Genomic DNA, 24189 nt, shown 5'->3' with positions numbered 1-24189 from the left:
GCGCCTGCCGAATTCACCGCATAGGCGAAAGCCAGGTGGTCGTGACAATGTGCGTATGTTTCTTCTTGCTAATTTGTTATGCTGGCGTCCTGTTGCCGGCATGTGCCGTCCAGGTGCGATAGCGAGGCCTGTGCGGGTAGGAAGCTGGCTCCGTGCCGCGTAAACCAAAGGAGATAAGTATTTTTCCCCGTAAACTGCTTGGCGACGATGCCGCCGCCATCGTGCTGTCCCTGACTGTTGTCGCGTATGTGGCATCCTTGTTCTTGACGGCAATCGTGGACTCCCACGAAGTCTTGCTGGGTGGGGGCGTATTATTGCTCGGCTGGTTAGGGCCGCTGGCTGGCAGTTTTGCCTGGTTTGCCAATCCGCTGCTTATTTTTGCCATGTACTTCTCGAAAGAGAAGCCAAGTGCCGCCAAGGTGGCCGCCTTTTTTGGCTTTGCGCTGGCACTGACAGCCTTTGGCATCAAGACAATTCCCAGTGATAATGGCTCCTATGCAGTGCTGGGATTCGGTGCCGGATGCTATCTGTGGCTGGCCTGTTTTCCAGCCGTGTTCATCGCATCGTTCTTGAGCAGCAGAAAATCCAGGACTCTTGCTCCTAGCGAATAGCCTGGTTTTTTCTGTCGCGGCATCACAGATGACCTCTGGTCATCCATTGCCTGACCAAGCATCGTTTGCCAGCGGCGCCCGGATGCGGTCTAATCATGGCTTGTTCCTTCACGAGCTTGCCATGCTGACCACTTCCGCCATCGCCGCGCTGCGCGAAAAATTTCCCCTGATTACAGAACTGATGGCCTTGCAGCCCTTGAGCTGGTTCAATCCCGCCATCGCGCCGGCGGCCGAGGCCTTGAACGACGTGGGCTTGACGGCGGCTGACGTGGCCGACGCCAGCGCGCGCCTGGCGCGCTTTGCGCCGTATCTGGCCAGGGCCTTTCCGGAAACGCAGGCCGCCGGCGGCATCATCGAGTCGCCCGTCGTGCCGCTGCCGGCCATGCAGGCGGCGCTGGGTTTAACATTAGACGTGATGAGCGGTCAGCTATGGCTCAAGCAGGATAGCCATTTGCCCATTTCCGGCTCGATCAAGGCGCGCGGCGGCATTTATGAAGTGCTGAAACATGCGGAAATGCTGGCGCTCGATGCTGGCTTGCTGAACGAGGGCGATAATTACAGTCTGCTGGCCAGCGACGCCGTGCGCGCCTTCTTTGGCCAGTATGCGATCGCCGTCGGCTCCACGGGCAATCTGGGCTTGTCGATCGGCATCATGAGCGCGCGCCTGGGTTTTCGCGCCACGGTGCACATGTCGGCCGATGCGCGCCAGTGGAAGAAGGATAAATTGCGCAGCCATGGCGTGACCGTCGTCGAATACGCGACCGATTACAGCGTGGCCGTGGAAGCGGGGCGCAAACAGGCGGAGAACGATCCCAGCTGCCATTTTGTCGACGATGAAAACTCGCACGATCTGTTTCTCGGCTACGCGGTGGCGGGCGAACGCCTGAAAGCCCAGTTCGCCGCCAGCGGCGTGATAGTCGATGCCGGGCACCCGCTGTTCGTCTACCTGCCGTGCGGCGTGGGCGGCGGTCCCGGCGGCGTGGCCTTCGGCTTGAAGCTGGCCTTTGGCGACGCAGTTCACTGTGTGTTTGTCGAACCGACCCACTCGCCGTGCATGCTGCTGGGCGTGTACACGGGCTTGCATGATGGCATCAGCGTGCAGGAAATCGGCATCGACAACCTGACGGCTGCCGATGGCCTGGCCGTGGGACGCCCGTCCGGCTTCGTCGGACGCGCCATGCAGCGGCTGATCGACGGCTACGCCACCGTCACGGATGAAGAACTGTACCGTTTGCTGGCGCTGCTTGAGCAAACGCAAGGCTGGCGCCTGGAACCGTCCGCCGTGGCCGGTTTCGCGGGCATCCAGCACGTGCTGGCCGCGCCGCAGTACCAGACGCAGCTGGAAACGGCCACGCACCTGGTGTGGGGTACGGGCGGCAGTATGGTGCCGCAGGCGGAAATGGACGCCTACGTGGCTCGTGGCCGCGCCTTGCTGGCGACCGGAGCCGCCTGATGCCGGCCGGCGCGGCGCGCATGGCCACGCTGACGGCCAGCCAGTTCGCCAACCTGCACACCTTTCTCGTGGCGGCGCGCCACGCCAGTTTCGCGCTGGCGGCGCAGGAACTGGCGCTGACGCCCAGCGCCGTCAGCCACCGCATCGCGCGGCTGGAAAGCAGCCTGGGCTTGCGGCTGTTCGAACGGCTGACGCGGCAAGTCAAGCTGACGGCCGACGGCGAACGCATCTTTGCCGCCCTGCAAAGTGGCTGGGACAGCCTGCACGCGGCCCTGGCCGGCGGCGACACGCTGGCGGGCAGCGTCACCGTGCATGCGCGCCCATCTGTTGCGCAATGCTGGCTGGTGCCGCGCCTGGCAGGCTTCGCTGCACAGTATCCGGACGTGTCGATGGACTTGCGCGTGGGCAATGATAGCGTGGACTTTCGCGCCGGCCAGGTCGACCTGGCCTTGCATTATGGCGACGGCAGCTTTCCCGGACTGGCCTCGCGCAAGCTGATGGAGGAATGGCTGGCGCCCGTCTGCAGTCCCGACTATGCGCGCCACCACGGCTTGTTGGATACGCCACACAACTTGCCTGGCGCGACGGTACTGCACGACACCCTGGCCTGGCCCGCCTGCGCGCCCGATGCCGAGTGGCGGCTGTGGCTGGACGCGCAGGCGCCCGAGGTGAGTTTGCCCACGCGCAGCCTGCGTTTCGACCGCGCCGACCTGTGCGCGCAGGCGGCTATCCACCACGCGGGCGTGGCCATGGGCCGGCGCCAGCTGGTGCAGCCATGGCTGGACAGCGGCCAGCTGATCCTGCCGTTTGGCGGGTTTGCCTTGGCCAGCCCGCAGGCGTATTATCTCGTGCACGCCGCGCGGACACCGCTGCCGGGAAGAGTGCAGGCCTTGTTCGACTGGCTGCTGGGGCAGGCAATTTGATACACTGCGCGCCTTACCAAGCAACGCGCCAGAAAGCAGTCCCATGCAGCCACCTCCACTGACCCCAATACCACCACAGGAATTGCGCACCTATGCGCTGGCCTGCCTGCTCGAACCGGACCCGGCAACGAAGGTGGCGATGGTGGCGGCCATGGCCGAAGCGCCGCTTGCGCTCGATGCGCAGGCGCCGCTGGCGCCGACCGGCGCCGTGCCGGGCCGTCCCCAGCGTCCGGAACTGGTGCCGCCGCGTCTGGTGGGACGGCGTTCGATGATCACGCCGGAAGGGCGCGCCATGCTGGTTCACGCGCTGGCGCATATCGAATTCAATGCGATGAATTTGGCGCTCGACGCGCTGTGGCGCTTCCCGGACTTGCCCGCTGAATACTACACGGACTGGCTGCGCGTGGCGAAAGAGGAAGCCACGCACTTTGCCATGCTGCAGGCACACCTGCAGGTGCTGGGTCACACGTATGGCGACTTCCCCGGCCATGACAGCCTGTGGGAAATGGTCGACAAGACGCGCGGCGACGTGCTGGCGCGCATGGCGCTGGTGCCGCGCACCCTGGAAGCGCGGGGGCTGGACGCGATTCCGCCGCTGCGCGCCAAGCTGGCCCAGGCGGGCGACATGGCCGCCGCCGCCATCCTCGACATCATCCTGCGCGATGAAGTGGGGCACGTCGAGATCGGCAACCGCTGGTATGGCTACCTGTGCGAGCAGCGCGGCCTGGAATTGCGCGCCACGTATGCCGAGCTGGCGCTGCGCTATGAAGCGCCCACCCTGCGCGGCCCGTTCAACCTGGAAGCGCGGCGCCGGGCGGGCTTTTCGGAGCTGGAACTGTCCGATCTGCCCGCCTGACCTTGCTTACGGATGGGCTGTGATGCTGATGTGCCAGTGGCTCAGGTGTCCCGCCTCGATGTGCACTTTTACCGGCTTGGTCCAGGTGCCAGCGCCGGGGATATGGTCGGTCGGGGCGGCGGAAAAACGCCCGTCGACGAGGGCCAGCTTGATGAAGCTGGGGCCGATGTAGATGACGCGCGTGCTGGCCGGCGCCGCTTCCTGGGCCAGCATGGCCCGGTTCGCCGCGATCCACGCCAGCAGGGCGGCCAGTTTCGGCTTTTGCGCGGGGTTGGCCACCACTTCCGCCTTCGCGGCATTGATCAACTGGTGAATGGCGGCGCCATCGTTCTGGCCGCCCAGCGCGTCCGTGTAGCCGCCCGCGCCATCCGCGTAGCGCAAGTCGATCTGCTGGCCATCGCTGTGGCCGCTGTGGCCGAGGATGGAGCGGCCCGACGCTGTCTGCGTCACGTGCTGGCCGCTGATGTCGTCGAAGCGGTAGGGCTTGCCGGCCAGCCAGGCGATGGCCAGGCGCGTGGCCCACGAATCGCCGCCCGCATCGCGCGTGCCGTAGCGCCGCACCGCCAGCGCCGCCTCGTTGTCGGCCAGGTACAGGGGGATGTAGGCCGTGGCGCCCTTGAACTCCACTTGCCCCCCTTCGGCCGGGTCGGAGCTGGCATCGACATTGTCGATACGGCCCTTCAGGCGCACCGTGACGACGGCCTTCTTGTCGAGCTTGGCGCCGGCAAAGGCGGGCAGTACCAGGCTGGGAAATTTCACTGTGCCGGCAGTCTTGGTGTTGGTCTGGGACAATAAATTCCCGGTGCTGAAGGCGGGATCGCCGCCGCCCGACGAAATGCCGATATTGACTTCGGTAATCGTCGCCGCCGCCGGCGTGTAATGCAATTCCAGCGGCAAAGTGTGGGTGGCCGTGGCCGTTCCTTGCGAGACGGACACATACGGCCCCGCCAGATTGCCCGTCAGCTTGATCGGCTGCAACACGGGGCGGGCGGCATTGTTGGGCGAGAGGAATTTCGCCTGCGTCACTTTCAATCCCTTGCACGCAAGGCTCAGTTCCACCGTCGTCACGGTGGCCAGGGCGCTGTCGCCGATATTCGTCGCGCTGACGTTGCCGCCCAGGCTCAATGCTCCAGCCTGGGTCTGCTTGCTGACATCGACACACTCCGTCCTGACGATGGTGCCCTGCGTGTAATGCGTCTGGTTGACGGCGCCCGTGGCGGCCAGGTTGACGCCGGGCAGCCCCGTCACGGCGTAGGACCAGGTATCGTTGTACTGGCTTTGCGCAGTCGTGTAGGTGGGGTACTCGGCCGTGCTGACGGTGATTTTCACGCCCACGTTTTTCGTGCCCTTGGGCACCGTGAAGGCGACGGGCGTCGTGATGGTCTGGTTTTGCGCGGCCGCCGTGGCCGTGAACGTCTTGCTGCCCTCGTCATCCTGCGGCGTGACGTCGCCCATGGCGCGGGAGCCGGCGGGCACCTCGCGCGCGGGCGGCCCGGCGCCATCCTGCGTCACGTTGCCCGCCATATACGTCTGTGCCGCACTGCGCTGAGCCAGGCCGGTTCCGTACGGATACACGATGCCGACGTTGACATTGCTGCTGTTCTCAAACACGACGGCGCTGACGCTGACCACGTTCGGGTGGACGAGGTCGTTCAAGGTCAGCTGGTAGGTATCGGGCAGCACGCCATCGAAGTGAAAGGCGCCCGTGGCGTCGACCACGGCCACCTGGCGCTGGTGGTTGTTGTAGCCCGCCAATAACATTTTCTTGCCTGCCAGCCCCGTGGCATTGCCGCCCGCCGGCGTGCGCAACTGTCCCTGCAGCACGATGCCGGACTTGATGACGATCAAGGCATAGCTGGCCGTGAATTCGCCATCCTGCGAGACGAAATTGAGGTTCAGGTCGTAGCTGCCGTTGGGCAAGGATGCCAGCAATTGCTGCATGGCGGTGGCGCCGATGCTGAAGGTGCCGCTGGCCGCATCGAACGTCCAGTAGGTCTTCAGGCTGATGGCCAGGCCATCCGGGCTGGACAGCAGGCCGTCGCTGTCGTCCTGAAGGGCCATGGGGGCGGCGCCCACCAGGCGCAATCCCAGGGTACCCGGCTGCAACCGGTTGTTCGGCCCCAGCCCCGTGATGGCCAGTACGGGCGCCGTGGCGGGCAAGTTGCCGTCGTCGTCCGGTTCCACATAGGTTTCCACGGCCGTGGGCAGTTCCGTCTGGATCAGCAGGTGCAGGGTGGTGACCTTGCCGCCCTTGCTGAGGGAAAATTGCGCGTGCTGGTCCACGCCCGTGTCGCCGGGCGTGGAAAAGCGCAGGCTGCCGTCCTGCAGCAGCACGTCCGTGACGGCGCCGCTGGCCTTGACGCTGTCGGCGCCGTCCGTAAAACCCAGTGCGGCCAGCGACAGCACGACCACCTGCGCGGGCCGCGCGGGATCGAGTTCGATGCCGGCGCCGGTGCTGAAGGTCCACGTCAGGGCCGCGCTCTGGAAGGCGATGCTGCGCTCGATGCGCACGGTGATGGTGTCAGCGGGCGTGACGGTGGCGCCCGCGTCGATGCTGCCGGCCTGCACCTCGCCATCGATGATGGTGCAGCCTGCAGGCGCGCTGGCCAGCACGGCTTGCACATTGCTGGCCGCTTCGCTGCCATTGTTGCGGATGTGCACGCGGTAGGTGTAGTCCCAGGCCGTGCGGCTGACGCGCTGCTCGGCCACTTTTTCCAGCAAGGTCACTTCGAATTCCCCGGCGGCCTGAGCGGTGGCCAGCATGACCTTCGGCGCAGGGGGCTGCGCAGGATCGTTCGGCCCGCCGCAGGCGCACAGGCCCATTGCCAGCCCTGTGGCCAGCGCGGCGCCCGCCAGTTGCCGGCACCGCAGGCAGGCCACGGCCAGTACGCCCGCCAGCAGCAGCCATGGGGTGGAGGGCAGGGCGACGGCGGCCGGCTGCGTGATGCCCGCCTCGAGCTCGACGAAGGAAACGGGGGCGAGGATGGAAAACGGCTGGGCGCCGGGGCTGCCCGCGCCCAGGTAATCGAAGGTGACGGAAAAGCCCGTGGCCGTGGCGCCAGGATTGATACCGCCGGCCAGCGCCAGCGCGTCGAGGTAGCCGTCGCCTGGAATGGCTGGGTCTGGCTGCACCAGCAGCACGTCCCAGCCTGGCAGCGTGGAGATGCTGTGCAGGTTGGCGTACTGGCCCACGCTGAAGAACAAGGTGAATTCCTCGATGGGTACGGCCAGCGTGGTATTGCTGACCGTATAGTCGTAGCGCCACTGCGTGCCGCCCAGCGATGTCGCCGTGTAGCCGATGCTGGTGGCATGCGCGGCAGACATCGCGCATAACAGCAGCGCCAGCAGCGCGTGTTTGATAAAGCTCATGATCGTTCCCCCGTTGACTGGCGCCAAGCGTGCCCAGGCAAGAGGTCAAGCAGGAAGCGTTCCCGTATAACTTGTGCTGTAAAAACAAGGGCTTGACTGATATGGGCCGGAGCCGGTGTCAAATCTGCCGACACGGGACGCCATGGCTGAGCCTGTCAGCGCTGTCCTACCCGTCTTGTCGAAACTGTCTGATTGTATGCCTTGCGGAAACACGCGATGATCGTGTCCATGCTGCAACAGCCAACCAGTCCGACGGAGTATGCGATGCAAAAGCCAGACCAGTTTTTTCACTTGAACAAGCCGTTCCTGCTGATCTGCCTGTTTATTTTCTCGACCCTGGCGGCCACCTGGATGAGTACGGGCGAGGCGCCAGCCAGCGATGCCGTGCCGGCGCCCGTGGCGCGCGAGGCTGGCCATGGCGCCTTGCCCATCTGCAGCAGCGACGCCCTCAAACTGTCTGCGCACTGCCAGCCTGGCCGCCAGGCTTGACGCCAGCCTGCAGCCGCTGCTGCAGCAAGGCCAGCACGGCCGCTTCTTCCGGCGCCAGCGCCGGCAGTTCTTCCCGTAACTGTTCCTGCGCCCGCGCGCGCATGCCTTCCAATAAACTGCCATCCAGATACGATTCCAGCACGGCCGGGTGCACATAGCACTTGCGGCAGATCGTCGGCGTGTTGCCCAGTTTTTTTGCCACCGACTCGATCGCCTGTACGATGTTTTTCTTCGCTTGCGCCTCGGAATCGACCTGTTCGAACGCCCGCAGGGCCAGCGCGGCCAGCAAAGTGCCGGACCAGGTGCGGAAATCCTTGGCCGTGTAGTCTTCGCCCGTCACCTCGCGCAGGTAATCGTTGACGTCGCCCGAATCGACGCCGTGGCGCTCGCCGTGCTCATCCACATATTGAAACAGTTCCTGCCCCGGCAGCTCGCGCATGCGCTGCAGCACCCTGGCCAGGCGCCGGTCGCTCAGACGGATATCGTGGCGCACGCCGCTCTTGCCCTTGAAGTGGAAGGCCACGGCGCTGCCGTCGACCTGCACGTGGCGCGTGCGCAGGGTCGTCAGGCCGAAGGATTTGTTCGTGCGCGCATATTCCTCGTTGCCGATGCGCATCATCGTCAATTCCAGCAGATGAACGATGGTGGCCAGCACTTTTTCGCGGGGCAAACCGGGCAACTGCATGCCGCGCGCGACGGCGGCGCGGATGGCGGGCAGGGCGTTGCCAAAGCTGAGCATGCGTTCATATTTCACGTCGTCGCGCACCTGGCGCCAGCGCGCATGGTAGCGGTACTGCTTGCGGCCCCGCGCATCGCGCCCCGTCGCCTGCAGGTGGCCGTTCGCGTGCGGACAGATCCACACGTCCGTCCAGGCCGGCGGAATGGCCAGTGCCTTGATGCGCGTCAAGGCACTGGCATCGCGCAGGAACTGGCCGTCAGCGTCGCGGTAGCGGAACTTGCCGGGCTTGCCTGATCGGGCGATGCCGCTTTGATGGTCGCCCGTGTAGCGCAGGCCGGCGGCGTGGGCCGTGGTGGTGGCGGATATTTCCATGGTGATAGCTTACCTTGCAGGCCGCGCGCCCGGCGCGCCGTTATGCTAAGGTGCGCATTCGTAACGCCGTGCGCGGCAGACAGGAGCAGCAGATGTTTGGCAGAAAAAAGAATCTGGAAGAAGACCACGCCCCCCAGGCCGACAAGCAGTATGAAAAGAAATACACGGATGACAGCTTCTGGGACAAGGTCGTCAAGTTCGCCAAGACGGCGGGACGCGAAGTCATCGAAAAAGCCCTGTGGCTGTACTACGCGGCGCAGCAGCCGAATACCCCGCTGTGGGCCAAGACGGCGATTTACGGCGCGCTCGGCTATTTCATTTCGCCCATCGACGCGATTCCCGACATCACGCCCGTAGTCGGCTATGCGGATGACCTGGCCGTGCTGGCGGCAGCCGTCGCCACGGTCGCCACCTACATCACGGCCGAGGTCAAGGAGCGTGCCGCCGAGAAACTGCGCGGCTGGTTCGGCGCCTAGGGTTTCTTTGCCGCCAGCGCGCCGCTGCCGCCATGAGCCAGCAGGCGCAGCACGACTTCTTTCTGGAATGAACGAAACTCCTTGTCGGCGCTGACGTTGGCGAAGGCCAGCACGGCCGTCTTGCTGGCGCGGTCGACGCAGACAACGGACGCGGCGCCCGGATCGCCGCCACTGTGCGTGGCCAGCGGCTTGCCGTCGATGTCGCGCAGCAGCCACACCAGGGCTTGCCGCACGGATGAGTCGGCGGGCACGATGGGGGCCGCTTGAGGGGCAAAAAACAATTGCAAGGTGGCATCTTGCAGGTAGCGGTGACCGTCGACCCGGCCGTTATTGCTGAAGATGGCCAGGAAACGGGCAAAGTCATGCGCCGAGCTGCGCAGCAGGCCGGCCGGCCAGTCCGGATAGCCGACGGGCGGCAGCACTTGCAGGCCCGGTTCCTTGTGCGCATACGGCTGGGCGACGACGGCGCGCCGCGGCAAGCCGGCCAAATTCCACGCCGTATTGTCCATGCCCAGCGGTTCGAACAGGTGCTCGTGCGCAAAGGCGTCGAGGCCATCGGGATTCAAGCGGCTTACCAGATAGCCGAGCAGGGCGATGCCGACATTGCTGTAGCGCCATTCCGTGCCGGGCCGGGCCGCAAACGACACATCCGCGTCATACCAGGCGCCGCCGCGCGACAAATAACCCTTGACGAAGTCGCGCAGCGGCAATCGCGGGTCGCCCTGCACGGCAAACGTCGTCGTCTTTTCGTACACGGCGTCGGAAATGCCCGAGGTGTGGCTGAGTAAATGGCGAAAGGTGATGGGCACATCGGGAAACTTCGGATGCATGAGCGGAAAGTCCAGGTAGGCCGCCACCTTGTCGTCGAGCTGGAAGGCGCCCTGTTCCAGCAGCATCATGATGGCCGTGGCCGTGACGAGCTTGCTGACGGAGGCGACATGGAATACCGTGTTGGCATCGGCCTTCTTGCCGGCCTGGATGTCGGCCCAGCCATAGCCGCGCGCGAAAATGGTCTGTTCGCCGCGCACCACGGCCACGCTCATGCCCGGCGTTTCCGTGCGGGCCAGGCCATCGCGCATGAAGCCGTCAAATTCCGTTTCCCACGCCAGCCTGGCCGGATCGGTGGCGCAGCCCGTTTGCAGCAGGGCCAGTGAGACGCCCAGTCCCAGCACGCTTCTTCGTTTCATTGCTTCTCTCTTTTGCCATTTTTAATTATCTTAACAATATTTCCGCCCGCCATAGGGGCAATTGACAAAACATTGCTGTGCAGCAATGACAAAGGGGAATTGCCGGCGCCTATTTACGCCAATAGCGTTCCAGCAAGGGCTTGACCGTCAGGCCGTGCGCGACGATGGAGAGGATGACGACGACCAGGGTGATGTCGGCCAGTTCGCGCGCCAGGCCGCGCGGCAAGCCGTGTGCGATTGCATAGCTGAGGTAGTACAGCGAGCCGATGCCGCGCACGCCGAACCAGGCGGCCAGCCCGCGCAGGCGCACGCTGGTGCCCGAGGCCAGCAAACCGAGCATCACGCTGGCCGGGCGCGCCACCAGCAACAGGAACAGCGCCACGCTCCACGCTTGCCAGCTCCAGGCGGCGGCCGTGACGGCGCCGCCCAGCAACAGCACCAGGGTCAGTTCGGACAGGCGTTCCAGGTGTTCCTTGAAGACGAGCGATTCGCCGCTGACGGTCAGCGTCACGTCGCTGTCGTGCGGCCTGGTGGCGGACACGGCATGCGTTTCCTCGGCCTGTAGCAAGCCTTGCCGGTCTTTCGGCGCGCCAGCGAGGCGCAGTTCCGTCTGGCGCAAGGCCACGCCGGCAAAGAACACGGCCAAGAAGCCCCACGCGTGCAGCCACGTGGTCAGGCCATACACGAGGGCGATCAAGCCCAGGGCCGCCAGGTCGTCCAGCATGGCGTGTTTCGGTTCCTTGGCGCGCACCTGCCAGCCCAGCCAGGCCAGCAGCGAGCCGCCAGCCGCGCCCAGGGCGATGGCGCCCGCGCTGGCCCAGAGAAAGTCGCGCCACAGCCAGGTGGCGCCATGCGGCCCCAGCTCATGCAGGCCCAGCAAGCCCAGGCCCAGCATGACGAAGGGAAAGCCGCTGCCATCGTTCATGCCCGCTTCGCTGGTCAGCATGAAGCGCAATTGCTCGCTGTCGCCCGCATGGCGCAGCTGCACGTCGGTGGCCAGCACGGGGTCGGTGGGCGCGAGGATGGCGCCCAGCAGCACGCCCGCGCCCAGAGGCAAGCCCAGCACCAAGCACGCAAAGGCCGCCACCAGGGCCACGGAGATGGCCATCGACAGCCACGCCAGGCGCAGCGACGGCAGCCAGCGCGCCAGGCTGAACGGCACGGGCATCTTGACGCCGGCGGAAAACAAAGAGATGAGGACGGCGATTTCCGTCAGGGTTTCCAGCAGGGGTGCCTGCTGCACCAGGTCGAAGGCAAACAGGCCGAGGAACATGGGCCCCAGCAGCAGGCCCACGCCCAGGTACGCCATGGCCGAAGTCAAGGGCAGGCGCGCGATGCCGTCGGCGCCCAGGCCACGCGCCAGCATCAGGCAGCCGATCAGGATGAACCAGGCGGTGGTGCTCATGCGAACCATTGTAGCGGCGCGCGGACGAGGGCAGCGCGCCGCAGGTTTCTTTACACTTTGTACAGCGACACGCTATCGTTCTGCGCCTGCATGGCGTGCAGCTCGATGGGGTCGTGCGTGGAGCGCAAGCGCGGCAGGCTGTGCGGGTAGTGGGTGGTGATGAAGGCCAGCATCTGCTCGCGCACGAGGCAGCGCAATTCGAAGGCCGTGCCCGAATCCCGCGCACTGATGAGAAAGCGCACGCGCACGGCCCGCTCGTTCGAATCCGTCGCCTGCACGGTGCAGACACGGCCGTCCCATTGCTTGGCGGACTCGCAGATGCGTGTCAGCTCTGCGCGCAGGGGCTCGATCGGGACGCTGAAGTCCAGCCACAGGAACACCGTGCCCAGGATGTCCGAGGAGGTATGCGTCCAGTTCTCGAACGGATTTTCAATGAACCACTGCAGCGGCACGATCAGGCGGCGCTCGTCCCACACGCGCACGACCACATAGGTGCCCTTGATTTCCTCGACCGTGCCCCATTCGCCATTGACGATCAGCACGTCGTCGATGCGAATGGGTTGAGAAAACGCAATTTGCAGGCCTGCAATGAAATTACCGAGCACGGGGCGGGCGGCGATACCGGCCACCAGGCCCGCCACGCCGGCCGAGGCCAGCAGGCTGGCGCCGATCTGCCGCGCACCGGGCAAGGTCAGCAGCACGAAGGATAGGCCCAGCAGGACGACGATGGCGTGCGCGCTGCGCGTGAGCACGCGGGCCTGGGTGATACGGCGCCGCGCGCGCAGGTTGTCGGCCGCGTCGACGGGATTGATCTGGGAAATCGTGATGCTGAGCGATTCGATGCATTGCATGGCCAGCCAGGTCAGCGCGATGATCAGCGCCACGCTGGCCAGGTGCGACATGGCAACCAGACCAGGCGTGTCGTCGGGCGCGCTGGCCAGCACCATGCGCAGGCCGAAGACGATCATGCACAGCTGGCTGGCGCGGAAAGCCACGCGCGCGACGTTGCTGGCCAGCGGGTGGCCATTGGCCAGTCTTTTCAGCAAACCGATGCCGGCCCGGTGCACGCCGATGGCGACCAGGGTGACGAGCAGGGCGGAAACGAGCACGGTCAGCGCCGAGCGCAGCGGGCCTCCCATCAGCGAGTGGAACGTGCTGAGATCCATAGGCGAAAACTCCTTGAAATTAGTGAAATGGATGTCGGAAGCGGCTATTTTACGTGCAGATGACGTCGCGGGGACGTGCGTTGCCGAACGGATAAGACTTGGATCAAGGCGGATACTGGAAGAAATTGCTGCGCTGCGCCATGCCACGTTGACGTTTCAATACGGAAAGCAAACGGGCGTCGCCGTAGTGGAAACATAGTCATACTTGCCATGCTTTTTGTTTTTGCAAAGGAAAACGATGATAGTACGATCACTCCGAATGTCCTTGCGCTTCATCCTGCCACTGGCCCTGGTGCTGGGATTGTTTGCTTATATCGTGGTACCCCTGCTCGACAATATCACCCTGCGCTGGTATGTGCGCGACCTCGACAGCCGGGCCGAATTGCTCGCTGGAACCCTCCGGCCCTCGCTCACCGAATACCTGCCCGCGCAAGACGCCACCCGCATCAGCGAACTGTTCCAGGGCGCCACGCGTGACGAACGCCTGATCGCCATCGGCTTTTGCGACAACGCGGGCCACTTGCTGTACCAATCCGCGCAATACCCGGCCTCCATCGGCTGCTGGAGCACGCCTCCCACGGGCGGCCTGTACAAATCCCTGGCGCAATTGCCGCAAGGGCAAGTCCATCTCAGCGAAACGCCCGTGATGCAGGATGCGTCCCAGCTGGGACGCCTGGTGCTGGTGCAGGACATGAGCTTTGTCGAACGCCGCAATACGGATACCAAACGCTTCATCTTTGCCTTCCTGGCCGTGCTGGCCGTGCTGATTTCCCTGATGACCGTGTTCGTGGCGCACCTGAGCTGGCGCGGCTGGTTGTCGGCCGTGAAAGATATCTTGCGGGGCGAACTGATGCCGCGCAGCGTCGCGGCCGTCCAGGCTGCCGATGCACCTGCCGCAGCGCCCGCGCCGCCGCCGGAAATGCAGCCGCTGATCGGCGACTTGCGCGAATTGCTGCAGGAATATCATTTGGAGCGCCAGGGCGATAACGGCTGGTCGTCCGACTGGACGCCGGACAAGCTGCGCGCCTTGCTGGAAGCGGACTTGCAGGGCGATCAGGTGCTCGTCGTGTCGAACCGCGAACCGTATATCCACACGAAAACAGGGGCCGGCATCACCGTGCAGCGCCCGGCCAGCGGCTTGGTGACTGCCGTGGAAGCCGTGATGCGCGCCTGTTCCGGCACATGGATCGCGCATGGGGCCGGTTCCGCCGACCGCGAGACGGTCGATAAACTCGACCACGTGCCCGTGCCGCCCGACAACCCCAGCTATACCTTGCGCCGCGTGTGGCTGACGGACGAGGAAGAGCAGGGCTACTATTATGGTTTCGCCAATGAAGGCATGTGGCCGCTGTGCCATATCGCCCACGTGCGCCCCGTGTTCCGCTCGTCCGACTGGGAGCAGTATGTCAAAGTCAACCGCCGCTTCGCCGACGCCGTGATCGCCGAGGCGAAGACGGACAACCCCGTCGTGCTGGTGCAGGATTACCACTTTGCCTTGTTGCCGCGCATGGTGCGCGAAGCCTTGCCGAAGGCGACGATTATTACTTTCTGGCATATCCCCTGGCCAAACTCGGAATCGTTCGGCATTTGCCCATGGCGCGAGGAAATCCTCGACGGCTTGCTGGGCAGCACCATCCTCGGTTTCCACACTCCATTCCACCGCAAGAATTTCCTGGAAACGGTGGACCGCTACCTGGAAACCCGCATCGAGCCGGAAGCGTCGACCATTTCCTATGGCGGAGAGATGACGCAAGTCGAGGATTACCCGATTTCCATCGCCTGGCCGGAAGACAATCCGGCGCAGCCGGACGTGGCCACGTGCCGCGCGCAAATTCGCAACGAGCTGGGTGTGGCGCCCGACCACTTGCTGGGCATCGGCGTGGACCGCCTTGACTACACGAAAGGCATCGTCGAGCGCTTCCAGGCCGTCGAGCGCATGCTGGAACAGCAGCCTGGCATGGTGGGCAATTTTACCTTCGTGCAAATTGCCGCCCCCAGCCGCGCTTCGCTCGATGAATACCAAAGTTTCGACGCCCGGGTGCGCAAGATGGTCGAGCGCATCAACCGCCGTTTCGGCAGCGGAGACTATGTGCCCATCCTGTTGAAAGCGGAGCACCATGGCCAGGACGATTTGCAGCGCTATTTCCGCGCTTCCGAGGTGTGCATGGTGACAAGTTTGCATGACGGCATGAATCTGGTGGCCAAGGAATTCATCGCCGCCCGCGACGACGAGCTGGGCGTACTTGTTCTAAGTCAATTCACGGGCGCCGCGCGCGAGCTGCATGAAGCGCTGATCATCAACCCCTACCACATCGAGCAGGGCGCCGACGCCCTGTACCGCGCCCTCGTGATGCCGCCCGTGGAACAGCGCGAGCGCATGAAAAGCATGCGGGCGCGAGTCAAACATTTCAATGTCTACCGCTGGGCCGGGCGCATGCTGCTGGACGCGGCCCGTTTGCGTCAGCGCGACAAGGTCATGACCAAGATCGACGCCCACAGCCGCATCAAGCGGCGCAAGGGGATGATCTGATGGCAGAATTCCCTGACGATAGCGCGGCCCTGTTGCAACTGCTGGCCGCTCCCGGCAGCGCCGTCTTCCTCGACTTTGACGGCACCCTCGTCGACCTGGCGCCCACGCCCGATGGCGTGCGCCTGGAAGGAGGCGTGGTCGAAGCGCTGGCGCTGCTGGCCGAGCGTCACGGCGGCGCGCTGGCCCTCATTTCCGGCCGTCCCATCACCCAGATCGACGCCATGCTGGCGCCCTTGACCTTGCCGGTTGCCGGCGTGCACGGCGTGGAGCGGCGCGGCGCCGATGGCGCGCTGCATGTGGCGGCCACGCCCGACGTGTCGCCCGTGCTGGCCCGCGCCCGGGCGCTGGCGGCGATATATCCCGGCTTGCTGGTGGAACACAAGCGCGGCGCCGTGGCCCTGCATTACCGGCTGGCGCCCGAACTCGAGCAATTGTGCGTGCACGAAATGACGGCGGCCGTGCAAGCGTGCCCGGGGGTAATGCTGTTGCATGGCAAAATGGTCCTGGAAGCCAAGCCGGCCGCCACTGACAAGGGCGGCGCCATCGCTGCCTTCATGCGTGAGGCGCCATTCGCCGGTTGCCGGCCCGTGTTCGCGGGTGACGACACCACCGACGAGGCAGGCTTTGCCTTTGTTCAACAAGCAGGCGGGCTGGGCGTGAAAGTGGGCAGCGGCCCCAGCGCCGCCACCCTGCGCCTGGCCAGCCCGCGCGCCTTGCGCGCCGCGCTGCTGGCCGCGTCCGTATCCCCTTTCAAGGAGTAGCCGATGACCATATCCACTGAACAAGCTTCTGACACCCCCGGCGGCGTGCCCGCGCAAGCATCCCTCAACTGCGGCGTGGTGGGCAATTGCGCCTTCAGCGCCCTGATCGACCAGGCAGGGCAGGTCGTCTGGTCGTGCCTGCCCCGTTTCGATGGCGACCCGGTCTTCAACGGCCTGCTGGACGCCACGGAAAACGGCAGCGTGTGGGCCATCGACATTGAAAACTTTGCCCGCAGCGAGCAATTCTACGAGCCGAACACGGCTGTGCTGCGCACGCGCCTGTACGATACGGATGGACGGGGCGTGGAAATCACGGATTTCGCGCCCCGATTCCTCAGCCGCGACCGCATGTTCCGCCCGCTGATGCTGATCCGCCGCGTGCGCCCGCTCGACCACGCCGTGCGCATCCGGGTGCGCCTGCGCCCCCGCTACGACTGGGGCAAGCTGGCGCCGCAGATCACGCAGGGCAGCCACCACATCCGCTACGTGGGGCCGGAACAGACCTTGCGCCTGAACACCGATGTGTCGCTCAACTATGTGCTGAGCGAAACGTATTTCGTGCTGGGCGGCACCGCCAACTTCCTGCTGGGCCCCGATGAAACCCTGGCCGGCGGCATCGACGAGACGGCGCGCATCTTCGAAAAGGAAACCATCAATTATTGGCGCACCTACACGCGTCGCCTGGCCGTGCCGCTGGAATGGCAGGACGTGGTCATCCGCGCGGCCATCACGTTAAAACTGTCTTTATATGAAGACACGGGCGCCATCATCGCTGCCATGACGACGAGCATCCCTGAAGCGCCCGGCAGCAGCCGCAACTGGGATTACCGCTATTGCTGGCTGCGCGACGCCTTCTTTGTCGTGCGCGCACTCAATAGTTTGTCCGAGGTGGGCACGATGGAAGAGTATTTGCGCTGGCTGACGAATATCGTCGCCCGCTCGAAGGGCGGCCACATCCAGCCCTTGTACGGCATTGGCCTGGAAGAGCAGTTGCCGGAATCGACGCTCGACCATTTGCCCGGCTACCGCGGCAACGGCCCCGTGCGCGTGGGCAACCAGGCGCAGGAACATTTCCAGCACGATGTCTACGGCAACATCGTCCTGGGCGCGGCGCAAGCGTTTCTTGACCACCGCCTGTTCCACCGGGCCGGCAAGGCCGAGTTTGCCGCACTGGAAGCCGTGGGCGATCAGGCCTTCAGATTGCACGCGGAACCGGACGCGGGCATGTGGGAGTTGCGCACGCGGGCAAGAGTCCACACCTCGTCCATGCTGATGAGCTGGGCCGCCTGCGACCGCCTGGCGAAAGTCGCGCATAAACTGGGCTTGCCGGACCGCGCCGACCACTGGAACAGCCGCGCCGTGCTGATCCGCGAGCGCCTCTTGCGCGAAGCGTGGAGCGAAGAGCGCCAGGCCTTTGCCGAAAGCCTGGGCGGGCGCGACCTCGACGCGTCCGTCCTGCTGATGGCGGAAGTCAACTTCATCGACCCCATGGATCCCCGTTTCATCGCGACAGTCGACGCGCTGGAAGCATCGCTATGCGACGGCCCCTACATGCGCCGCTACGAAGCCCCCGACGACTTCGGCAAGCCCGAGACCGCCTTCAACATCTGCACCTTCTGGCGCATCGACGCGCTGGCGCGCATCGGCAGGAAAGACGAAGCACGCCAAATCTTCGAAACAATGTTAATGGCGCGCAACCACCTGGGCTTGCTGTCGGAAGATACGCATCCCGTGACGGGCGAAATGTGGGGCAATTTCCCGCAGACGTATTCGATGGTGGGCCTCATCAACTGCGCCGTGCGCTTGTCGGCGCCTTGGGATAGCGCGATTTAATCGTACCGTGTCATTACGCGCCAGGTCATCACCCGCCTTGGTGCGCAGGAATACGAAATGCCGAATGGCATCCACACTGATCAATACGAAATATCGAGATGACGACCGAAAACGACATTTTAGCGACAATAAATGACAGCATTTTTCTTGAGACTATTTTCCAGAAAGATACTGACTGGGATGCTGCATTGTGCACCAGGGATTCTGTTGAGTTTGACGGCGCATGGTGTGCCAGCTACGAAAAAGTGACCTCATCTTGTCCAGCTGAAGGCGCCCTGGTGAAGGAGATCAGGGAGGTAGCATTCAAGAAAGTATATCAAGTCACTGAAAATTCCGACCTTGCTGGCTATGTGTCGGACGATATGGGTCTGATTGCGCAGGCATGCCAGAATAAAGTCGAGATCGACTTTATCGACAATCTCTGGAAAACCTATATGCGCGGAGATTTTCCAACTTGAGTTGATACAGGCATGGTCGCGGCGCTTCTGCGACGCCATTTCAGCTGCCAGTTGCGCGCTCGCCACGTCCATACAGGCGGCACTCCGCCGCCAGCGCCAGCAGATTCGGGTCGCGCTCGCGGCTGCTCAGCATCAGCAGGGTGATTTGCTGGTGCGAGCCGTAGCGCGCGTCCAGCGGGATCAGTTCGATGCGCGAGCTGAAGGCGCGCACGCGGCCGGGCAGCAGGCTGTAGCCGATGCCGCCGCTGACGAGGTTGATCAGCGAGAAGATGTCGCCGACCCGCATGGCCGTGTCGGGCACGAATCCCGCCAGGTCAAACGCGTGGTTGAAGCTTTGCGAGGTGACGAAACCCTCGTTGAGGGTGACGAATTTATCGTTGCGCAGCTGCTGCAAGTCCACCGATGCGGCCCCCGCATAGGGCGAGTCTAGCGGCGCGGCCAGGTAGACGTCGTCCTGGAACAGGGGCACGGCCACGAGGCCCGCGTGCTGCTCTTCTTCCTGCACGCCGACGATGATGGCGTCCAAACGTCCATCGGCGAGGCTTTGCAGCAGTTCGCGGTTCGATCCCAGGGTCAGGTCGATGTCAAGACCGGGCCGGCGCAGTTTCAGGGCGATCACGAGTTGCGGGATGCAGTGGAGGGTCAATGAATACAGTGAGCCGATCTTCAGCCGCACGGGATTGATGCCTGACATTTCGCGCACCTTGCGCACGCCTTCCTCGCACTCGGCCAGCGCGCGCCGCGCCGATTCGGCAAAAGTGTAGGCCGCATGCAGCGGGATCAGGCTGCGCCCCTCGCGCTTGAACAGGGGACAGCGCAAGCCGTCTTCCAGCGAGTGCAGGGCGCGGTGCACGCTAACCGTGCTCTGGCCCAGCGCATCGGCCACGCGGGCCAGGTTGTTCAATTCCATAAAGCTGAGAAACACTTCCAGCTTTTTCAGCGTGATTTCTTCGTTGATGGCCATGATCACCGTAATTATCGTGAGTTCATTAACTTCAGGGTAATGAACATGGTAGCAGGTTGATTGTCGCGGCTGCGTTTTCGCTCTATCGTCAGGCTTCGATAGCTCAATTCGGAGGCAAGATGTCAACCGCCACAGCAGCGCCAGGGCAGCGGCAAAAACAATGGGACACGCGGCGCACCGAGAAGCGCCGCCGCCTGGAAGCCGTGCGCCAGTACGCCAGTGGCCCCGTTCTGCAACAGGGCGACATGGTCGCCGTGCTGGAAGCCTTGCTTGCGCCGGGCGACCGCGTCGTCCTCGAAGGCAATAACCAGAAGCAGGCCGATTTCCTCGCCCGCATGTTGACCCAGGTCAACCCCGACAAGATCCACCATCTGCACCTGATCATGCCCAGCGTCAGCCTGCCCGAACACCTGGACCTGTTCGAGCGGGGTATCGCCCGCAAGCTCGATTTTTCGTTTGCCGGCACGCAAAGCCTGCGCATCGCCCAGTTTCTGCAGGATGGCTTGCTGGAAGTGGGCGCCATCCACACGTATATCGAGCTGTATGCGCGCCTGTTCGTCGACCTCACGCCCAACGTCGTCATGGTGGCGGGCTACATGGCCGACCGCCAGGGCAATCTGTACACGGGTCCCAGCACCGAGGACACGCCGACTCTGGTGGAATCGGCCGCCTTCCGCGACGGCATCGTCATCGCCCAGGTGAACCAGATCGTCGACGATGTCAGCGACTTGCCGCGGGTCGACGTGCCCGGCTCGTGGATCGATTTCGTCGTGCAGTCCGACAAACCATTTTTCATCGAGCCGCTGTTTACCCGCGACCCGCGCGTGATCAAGCCCGTGCACGTGCTGATGGCCATGATGGCGATCCGCGGCGTGTATGAAAAACACCAGGTGCAGTCGCTCAATCACGGCATCGGCTTCAATACGGCCGCCATCGAGCTGATTTTGCCCACCTATGGCGAGCAGCTGGGCTTGAAGGGCAAGATTTGCCGCAACTGGGTGCTCAACCCGCATCCGACCCTGATCCCCGCCATCGAGACGGGCTGGGTCGAGAGCGTGCACTGCTTCGGCGCGGAGCTGGGCATGGAAGGCTATGCGGCCGCGCGTCCCGACGTGTTCTTTACGGGCCGCGACGGTTCGATGCGTTCGAACCGCGCCCTGTGCCAGCTGGCGGGCCAGTACGCGGTCGACCTGTTCATCGGCGCCACCCTGCAGATGGATGGCCTGGGCAACTCGTCGACCGTGACGAATGGCCGACTGGCGGGTTTTGGCGGCGCGCCCAATATGGGCCACGATCCGCACGGCCGACGCCATCCGACGCCGGCCTGGCTGGACCTGATCGAGACGGACGACCCGCTGGCGCGCGGCAAGAAGCTGGTGGTGCAGATGGTCGAGACGTTCCAGGATGGCGGCCAGCCGACGATCGTCGAATCGCTCGACGCCGTCGCAGTGGGCCAGGCCAGCGGCATGCCGCTGGCGCCCGTGATGATTTATGGCGACGACGTCACCCACGTGCTGACGGAAGAGGGCATCGCCTACCTGTACAAGGCCCGCTCGCTCGAAGAGCGCAAGGCCATGCTGGCGGCAGTCGCCGGTGTGACGCCCATCGGCCTGCGCCACGACCCGAAGACGACAGCGAAATTGCGCGCCGATGGCCTGATCGCGCTGCCCGAGGATATCGGCGTGCAGCGCGGCGCTGCGAACCGCTCGCTGCTGGCGGCGAAAAGCATCGCCGACCTGGTCGAATGGTCCGACGGCCTGTATCAACCACCCGCCAAATTCAGGAGCTGGTAATGATTGCAATGAGCACAATGATGATAAGGCCAGTGCAGATACGTTCTGCCGCGCTGGGACGGCAAGTGCTGCAGGCGCTGCTCGATGAAGTGACCCTGACACCGAAACCCGGCCTGGTTGATTTGCGCAGCCGTGGCGCCCACACGGACTTGAACTGGGCCCTGATGTGCCATTCGGCCTGCGTGCTGCAGCCCGTGTTTGCCGCCATGGCCGACGCTGGCGCGCAGAGTGAAGATGACGATCTGCTGCGCCAGCGCATCGGCGCCATCGGCCGTGATGGCGAGGCGCTCATGCTGGCGGCCACGGGTGGCGTGAACACGCACCGGGGCGCCATCTGGGCGCTGGGACTCCTGGTGACGGCGGCGGCGCAACAGGGCGCGCGCGGCGCGTCGCTGGCGCCAACAGCCGTGGCGGCGCGGGCCGGCGCGCTGGCGCGTTTGCATGACCGCGGCGCGCCTGGCGAGACAGGCAACAAGGGCGAGCTGGCGTGCCGCCAGTACCAGGTCAATGGCGCACGGGGCCAGGCCCGCGCCGGTTTTCCGCTGGTGACAGGCGCCGGATTGCCGGCCTTGCACGCCTCGCGGGCACGCGGTGACAACGAGACGACGGCGCGCCTGAACGCCTTGCTGGCGATAGTCAGTCAGCTCGATGACACCTGCGTGCTGTCGCGCGGCGGCGAGACGGCCCTACTGGCATTACAGGCAGGGGCGGCGCGCGTGCTGGCGGCCGGCGGCGCGGCCACTGCCGCCGGTACCGAGGCGCTGCTGGCGCTGGAAGCGGTGGCGCTGGCGCGCGGCGTGTCGCCGGGCGGCGCGGCCGATCTGCTGGCGGCCACCCTGTTCCTCGACCGATTGACACAAGGAGAAGCGCATGGAAACGCGTGACTATACATTCCCGGCCGGGCCGCCGGCGTCTAGCCGCGCCCTGGCCGGCGTCGTCGGCTCGGGCGACCTGGAAGTGCTGCTGCAGCCCGGTGACGATGGCGTGACCCGCATCGTCGTCAACACCTCCGTCGATGGCAAGGGCGCCGTGTGGGATGCGCTCCTGCAGCGCGTATTCGGCGGCGAGCCGCTGCCGGCGGCGTGCATCGTCATCAACGATTGCGGCGCCACGCCGGGCGTGGTGCGCATGCGCATCGAGCAAGCCTACGAAGAATTGCAAGCGGGGAGGACGGCATGAGCACATTACAACAACTGCTGGAGCGCGACAGCTTCATCGAACGCGGAGCGCGCAGCCGGGCCAGGGCCTTGCTGGACGCTGGCAGCATGCGCGAACTGCTCGACCCGTTCTGCGGCATCGCTTCGCCCTGGCTGCCGCAACAAGGTGTCACTGCGCAGGCTGACGATGGCGTGGTGGTGGCCAAGGGCCTGTTTGACGGCCAGCCGGCCGTGGTGCTGGCCATCGAAGGCGCCTATCAGGGCGGCAGCATGGGCGAGGTGGGCGGCGCGAAAATCGCCGGCGCGCTGGAACTGGCGGCGCGTGACAACCGCCAGGGCGTGCCGACGCGGGCCGTGATCCTGTTCGAAACAGGCGGCGTGCGCCTGCAGGAAGCCAACCTGGGCCTCGCTGCCATCGCCGACATCCATGCCGCCATCGTCGACCTGCGCCGCTACCAGCCCGTGATCGGCGTCACGGCCGGCACCGTCGGCTGCTACGGCGGCATGTCGATCGCGGCTGGCTTGTGCAGCTATCTGGTCGTCACGCGAGAGGCGCGCCTGGGTCTCAACGGCCCGGCCGTGATCGAGCAGGAGGCGGGCGTGGACGAATTCGACTCGCGCAACAAACCGTTCATCTGGAGTCTGACGGGCGGCGAGCAGCGTTTCAAGAGCGGCCTGGCCGACGCCTATGTTGAAGACGACACGGCGCAGATGCGCGCCACCGTGGCCGCATTGTTCGCACGCGGCGTGCCGGCGCAGCACCGCAGCGATCAGGCGGAAGGCTACCTGACGCGCCTGGCCGACGTCGACGCCAGTGTGCAAGCCACGCCGGAAGCCGTCCGTTTGATCTACAGCAAAGGAGTCGCAGCATGAACGCCATCACCGATACGAGCCGGGGCGCCGTCTGGCTGGCGGCACTCACGAATAACGCTGCGCCGCTGGACGGTTTTCCGCCTTCCGTGCGCGTGGTCGACGCTCCGCTGGCCGGAGAAACTGCGCGCTACCTTGCCGTGCTGCCCGACCCGGACAACCGTTTTACGCGTGCGCGCACGGGTGAAATCGGGCTGGTCGAGGCGTGGCAGCTGGCGCGCGCCGTGCAGCAGGTGGTACTTGAGGACCGTGACCTGGCCGTGAAACGGCCCATCGTCGCCGTCATCGACGTGGCCAGCCAGGCGTATGGTCGGCGCGAGGAAGCGTACGGCATCCACCAGGCGCTGGCCGGCGCGGCGGGGGCGTATGCCGAGGCGCGCCTGGCTGGCCATCCCGTGATCGGCCTGATCGTCGGCAAGGCCATGTCGGGCGCCTTCCTCGCGCACGGCTACCAGGCCAACCGCCTGATCGCGCTCGACGATCCGCAAGTGATGGTGCATGCGATGGGCAAGGCCTCGGCCGCGCGCATCACCCTGCGCACCGTGGCGGCGCTCGAAGCGCTGGCCGCAAGTATCGCGCCGATGGCCTACGACATTGGCAACTACGCCACCCTGGGCCTGCTGTGGCAAACCTTGCAGGTGGCGCAGCCGGACGATCCGTCGGCGCAGGACACGGCCGCCGTCGACGCCTGCCTGCAGGCGGCCCTTAGTGACATCCGCGCCGATCCGCAGCGCGACCTGTCCAGCCGCCTGGGCGCGCCGCACCGCCAGGCGTCGGCAAAAGTCAGGGAGGTGCTGGGGCAGCAGTGGTAGGTGAAACAACAGAGAAGACACCAAG

21 protein-coding genes are annotated in these 24189 nt (G+C 64.9%); 15 read left to right on the top strand and 6 right to left on the bottom strand.

What is annotated here, in order from left to right:
- The first annotated feature begins 152 nt into the window (after positions 1 to 152).
- From SJI03_RS10310 to SJI03_RS10295, 4 genes are all read left to right on the top strand, one after another.
- Complete coding sequence (locus SJI03_RS10310) at positions 153 to 611, top strand: hypothetical protein (RefSeq protein WP_322427103.1); 459 nt, start codon at positions 153 to 155, stop codon at positions 609 to 611.
- 121 nt (positions 612 to 732) lie between these two features.
- Positions 733 to 2064: a D-serine ammonia-lyase gene (locus SJI03_RS10305; protein ID WP_322427102.1), complete on the top strand. Its 1332-nt coding sequence runs from the start codon at positions 733 to 735 to the stop codon at positions 2062 to 2064.
- Positions 2064 to 2987, top strand: a complete 924-nt coding sequence (gene dsdC / locus SJI03_RS10300) for a DNA-binding transcriptional regulator DsdC (protein WP_322427101.1) — start codon at positions 2064 to 2066, stop codon at positions 2985 to 2987. The genes SJI03_RS10305 and dsdC overlap by 1 nt, the downstream gene beginning before the upstream one ends.
- 43 nt (positions 2988 to 3030) lie before the next feature.
- Entirely contained in the window at positions 3031 to 3843 is an 813-nt protein-coding gene (locus tag SJI03_RS10295) for a ferritin-like domain-containing protein (RefSeq protein ID WP_322427100.1), read from the top strand.
- Between the two features lie 6 nt (positions 3844 to 3849).
- Here the strand turns inward: SJI03_RS10295 and SJI03_RS10290 are convergent, their stop codons facing one another.
- On the bottom strand, positions 3850 to 7212 hold the full coding sequence (locus tag SJI03_RS10290; RefSeq protein ID WP_322427099.1) for a hypothetical protein: 3363 nt from the start codon (positions 7210 to 7212) through the stop codon (positions 3850 to 3852).
- Between the two features lie 264 nt (positions 7213 to 7476).
- Here SJI03_RS10290 and SJI03_RS10285 point away from each other — a divergent pair, with 264 nt between their 5' ends.
- Positions 7477 to 7701, top strand: coding sequence for a hypothetical protein (locus tag SJI03_RS10285; RefSeq protein ID WP_322427098.1), 225 nt, complete (start codon positions 7477 to 7479; stop codon positions 7699 to 7701).
- On the opposite strand, the gene SJI03_RS10280 is transcribed toward SJI03_RS10285, so the two are convergent.
- Positions 7661 to 8752 (bottom strand): DNA topoisomerase IB, encoded by a 1092-nt coding sequence (locus SJI03_RS10280; protein WP_322427097.1) that lies wholly within the window; start codon positions 8750 to 8752, stop codon positions 7661 to 7663. The genes SJI03_RS10285 and SJI03_RS10280 overlap by 41 nt on opposite strands.
- Before the next feature lie 92 nt (positions 8753 to 8844).
- Here SJI03_RS10280 and SJI03_RS10275 point away from each other — a divergent pair, with 92 nt between their 5' ends.
- Positions 8845 to 9228, top strand: coding sequence for a YkvA family protein (locus SJI03_RS10275; RefSeq protein ID WP_046685558.1), 384 nt, complete (start codon positions 8845 to 8847; stop codon positions 9226 to 9228).
- Here SJI03_RS10275 and SJI03_RS10270 read toward each other — a convergent pair.
- From SJI03_RS10270 to SJI03_RS10260, 3 genes are all read right to left on the bottom strand, one after another.
- Positions 9225 to 10415, bottom strand: a complete 1191-nt coding sequence (locus SJI03_RS10270) for a serine hydrolase domain-containing protein (protein WP_322427096.1) — start codon at positions 10413 to 10415, stop codon at positions 9225 to 9227. The two genes, SJI03_RS10275 and SJI03_RS10270, sit on opposite strands and share 4 nt — an antisense overlap.
- Before the next feature lie 109 nt (positions 10416 to 10524).
- Positions 10525 to 11820: a cation:proton antiporter gene (locus SJI03_RS10265; RefSeq protein ID WP_322427095.1), complete on the bottom strand. Its 1296-nt coding sequence runs from the start codon at positions 11818 to 11820 to the stop codon at positions 10525 to 10527.
- Positions 11821 to 11870: 50 nt separating this feature from the next.
- Positions 11871 to 12986 carry a mechanosensitive ion channel family protein gene (locus tag SJI03_RS10260; RefSeq protein WP_099376967.1) on the bottom strand — a complete coding sequence of 372 codons (1116 nt, stop codon included), beginning with the start codon at positions 12984 to 12986 and terminating at the stop codon, positions 11871 to 11873.
- 238 nt (positions 12987 to 13224) lie between these two features.
- On the opposite strand from SJI03_RS10260, the gene SJI03_RS10255 reads away from it, so the two are divergent.
- The 4 genes from SJI03_RS10255 (at position 13225) to SJI03_RS10240 (ending at position 18568) form a co-directional block, all read left to right on the top strand.
- On the top strand, positions 13225 to 15516 hold the full coding sequence (locus tag SJI03_RS10255; protein ID WP_322427094.1) for a trehalose-6-phosphate synthase: 2292 nt from the start codon (positions 13225 to 13227) through the stop codon (positions 15514 to 15516).
- A complete protein-coding gene (gene otsB, locus SJI03_RS10250; RefSeq protein WP_322427093.1) occupies positions 15516 to 16277 on the top strand; it encodes a trehalose-phosphatase in 762 nt (253 codons plus the stop codon). Before SJI03_RS10255 ends, otsB begins: the two co-directional genes overlap by 1 nt.
- 3 nt (positions 16278 to 16280) lie before the next feature.
- On the top strand, positions 16281 to 18110 hold the full coding sequence (locus SJI03_RS10245) for a glycoside hydrolase family 15 protein (protein ID WP_322427092.1): 1830 nt from the start codon (positions 16281 to 16283) through the stop codon (positions 18108 to 18110).
- A 98-nt stretch (positions 18111 to 18208) separates the two neighbouring features.
- Positions 18209 to 18568, top strand: coding sequence for a hypothetical protein (locus SJI03_RS10240; protein ID WP_322427091.1), 360 nt, complete (start codon positions 18209 to 18211; stop codon positions 18566 to 18568).
- 40 nt (positions 18569 to 18608) lie between these two features.
- On the opposite strand, the gene SJI03_RS10235 is transcribed toward SJI03_RS10240, so the two are convergent.
- The gene (locus tag SJI03_RS10235; RefSeq protein ID WP_322427090.1) at positions 18609 to 19532 is read right to left on the bottom strand and encodes a LysR family transcriptional regulator; all 924 of its coding nucleotides are present in this window, start codon (positions 19530 to 19532) and stop codon (positions 18609 to 18611) included.
- Between the two features lie 119 nt (positions 19533 to 19651).
- Between SJI03_RS10235 and mdcA the strand changes: the two genes are divergently transcribed.
- From mdcA to mdcE, 5 genes are read left to right on the top strand one after another with little or no spacing between them, the layout of a single operon-like run.
- A complete protein-coding gene (mdcA, locus tag SJI03_RS10230; protein ID WP_322427089.1) occupies positions 19652 to 21325 on the top strand; it encodes a malonate decarboxylase subunit alpha in 1674 nt (557 codons plus the stop codon).
- On the top strand, positions 21325 to 22209 hold the full coding sequence (locus SJI03_RS10225) for a triphosphoribosyl-dephospho-CoA synthase (protein ID WP_416208740.1): 885 nt from the start codon (positions 21325 to 21327) through the stop codon (positions 22207 to 22209). Before mdcA ends, SJI03_RS10225 begins: the two co-directional genes overlap by 1 nt.
- Positions 22196 to 22504 carry a malonate decarboxylase subunit delta gene (locus tag SJI03_RS10220; RefSeq protein WP_322427087.1) on the top strand — a complete coding sequence of 103 codons (309 nt, stop codon included), beginning with the start codon at positions 22196 to 22198 and terminating at the stop codon, positions 22502 to 22504. The genes SJI03_RS10225 and SJI03_RS10220 overlap by 14 nt, the downstream gene beginning before the upstream one ends.
- Complete coding sequence (locus tag SJI03_RS10215) at positions 22501 to 23355, top strand: biotin-independent malonate decarboxylase subunit beta (protein WP_322427086.1); 855 nt, start codon at positions 22501 to 22503, stop codon at positions 23353 to 23355. The genes SJI03_RS10220 and SJI03_RS10215 overlap by 4 nt, the downstream gene beginning before the upstream one ends.
- Entirely contained in the window at positions 23352 to 24164 is an 813-nt protein-coding gene (gene mdcE, locus SJI03_RS10210; RefSeq protein ID WP_099403494.1) for a biotin-independent malonate decarboxylase subunit gamma, read from the top strand. Before SJI03_RS10215 ends, mdcE begins: the two co-directional genes overlap by 4 nt.
- Positions 24165 to 24189: the final 25 nt, after the last annotated feature.

Source organism: Janthinobacterium sp. GMG1 (assembly GCF_034427795.1).
Taxonomy (GTDB): domain Bacteria; phylum Pseudomonadota; class Gammaproteobacteria; order Burkholderiales; family Burkholderiaceae_D; genus Janthinobacterium.
The sequence above is the reverse complement of the archived record's forward strand: the minus strand, read 5'-3'. Positions and strand labels throughout refer to the sequence as shown.

Excerpts from the sequence above, each read along its gene's own strand:
- SJI03_RS10305 (WP_322427102.1), top strand. The coding sequence starts at position 733 with ATGCTGACCACTTCCGCCATCGCCGCGCTGCGCGAAAAATTTCCCCTG.
- dsdC (WP_322427101.1), top strand. The coding sequence starts at position 2,064 with ATGCCGGCCGGCGCGGCGCGCATGGCCACGCTGACGGCCAGCCAGTTC.
- SJI03_RS10295 (WP_322427100.1), top strand. The coding sequence starts at position 3,031 with ATGCAGCCACCTCCACTGACCCCAATACCACCACAGGAATTGCGCACC.
- SJI03_RS10290 (WP_322427099.1), bottom strand. The coding sequence starts at position 7,212 with ATGAGCTTTATCAAACACGCGCTGCTGGCGCTGCTGTTATGCGCGATG.
- SJI03_RS10285 (WP_322427098.1), top strand. The coding sequence starts at position 7,477 with ATGCAAAAGCCAGACCAGTTTTTTCACTTGAACAAGCCGTTCCTGCTG.
- SJI03_RS10280 (WP_322427097.1), bottom strand. The coding sequence starts at position 8,752 with ATGGAAATATCCGCCACCACCACGGCCCACGCCGCCGGCCTGCGCTAC.
- SJI03_RS10275 (WP_046685558.1), top strand. The coding sequence starts at position 8,845 with ATGTTTGGCAGAAAAAAGAATCTGGAAGAAGACCACGCCCCCCAGGCC.
- SJI03_RS10270 (WP_322427096.1), bottom strand. The coding sequence starts at position 10,415 with ATGAAACGAAGAAGCGTGCTGGGACTGGGCGTCTCACTGGCCCTGCTG.
- SJI03_RS10265 (WP_322427095.1), bottom strand. The coding sequence starts at position 11,820 with ATGAGCACCACCGCCTGGTTCATCCTGATCGGCTGCCTGATGCTGGCG.
- SJI03_RS10260 (WP_099376967.1), bottom strand. The coding sequence starts at position 12,986 with ATGGATCTCAGCACGTTCCACTCGCTGATGGGAGGCCCGCTGCGCTCG.
- SJI03_RS10255 (WP_322427094.1), top strand. The coding sequence starts at position 13,225 with ATGATAGTACGATCACTCCGAATGTCCTTGCGCTTCATCCTGCCACTG.
- otsB (WP_322427093.1), top strand. The coding sequence starts at position 15,516 with ATGGCAGAATTCCCTGACGATAGCGCGGCCCTGTTGCAACTGCTGGCC.
- SJI03_RS10245 (WP_322427092.1), top strand. The coding sequence starts at position 16,281 with ATGACCATATCCACTGAACAAGCTTCTGACACCCCCGGCGGCGTGCCC.
- SJI03_RS10240 (WP_322427091.1), top strand. The coding sequence starts at position 18,209 with ATGACGACCGAAAACGACATTTTAGCGACAATAAATGACAGCATTTTT.
- SJI03_RS10235 (WP_322427090.1), bottom strand. The coding sequence starts at position 19,532 with ATGGCCATCAACGAAGAAATCACGCTGAAAAAGCTGGAAGTGTTTCTC.
- mdcA (WP_322427089.1), top strand. The coding sequence starts at position 19,652 with ATGTCAACCGCCACAGCAGCGCCAGGGCAGCGGCAAAAACAATGGGAC.
- SJI03_RS10225 (WP_416208740.1), top strand. The coding sequence starts at position 21,325 with ATGATTGCAATGAGCACAATGATGATAAGGCCAGTGCAGATACGTTCT.
- SJI03_RS10220 (WP_322427087.1), top strand. The coding sequence starts at position 22,196 with ATGGAAACGCGTGACTATACATTCCCGGCCGGGCCGCCGGCGTCTAGC.
- SJI03_RS10215 (WP_322427086.1), top strand. The coding sequence starts at position 22,501 with ATGAGCACATTACAACAACTGCTGGAGCGCGACAGCTTCATCGAACGC.
- mdcE (WP_099403494.1), top strand. The coding sequence starts at position 23,352 with ATGAACGCCATCACCGATACGAGCCGGGGCGCCGTCTGGCTGGCGGCA.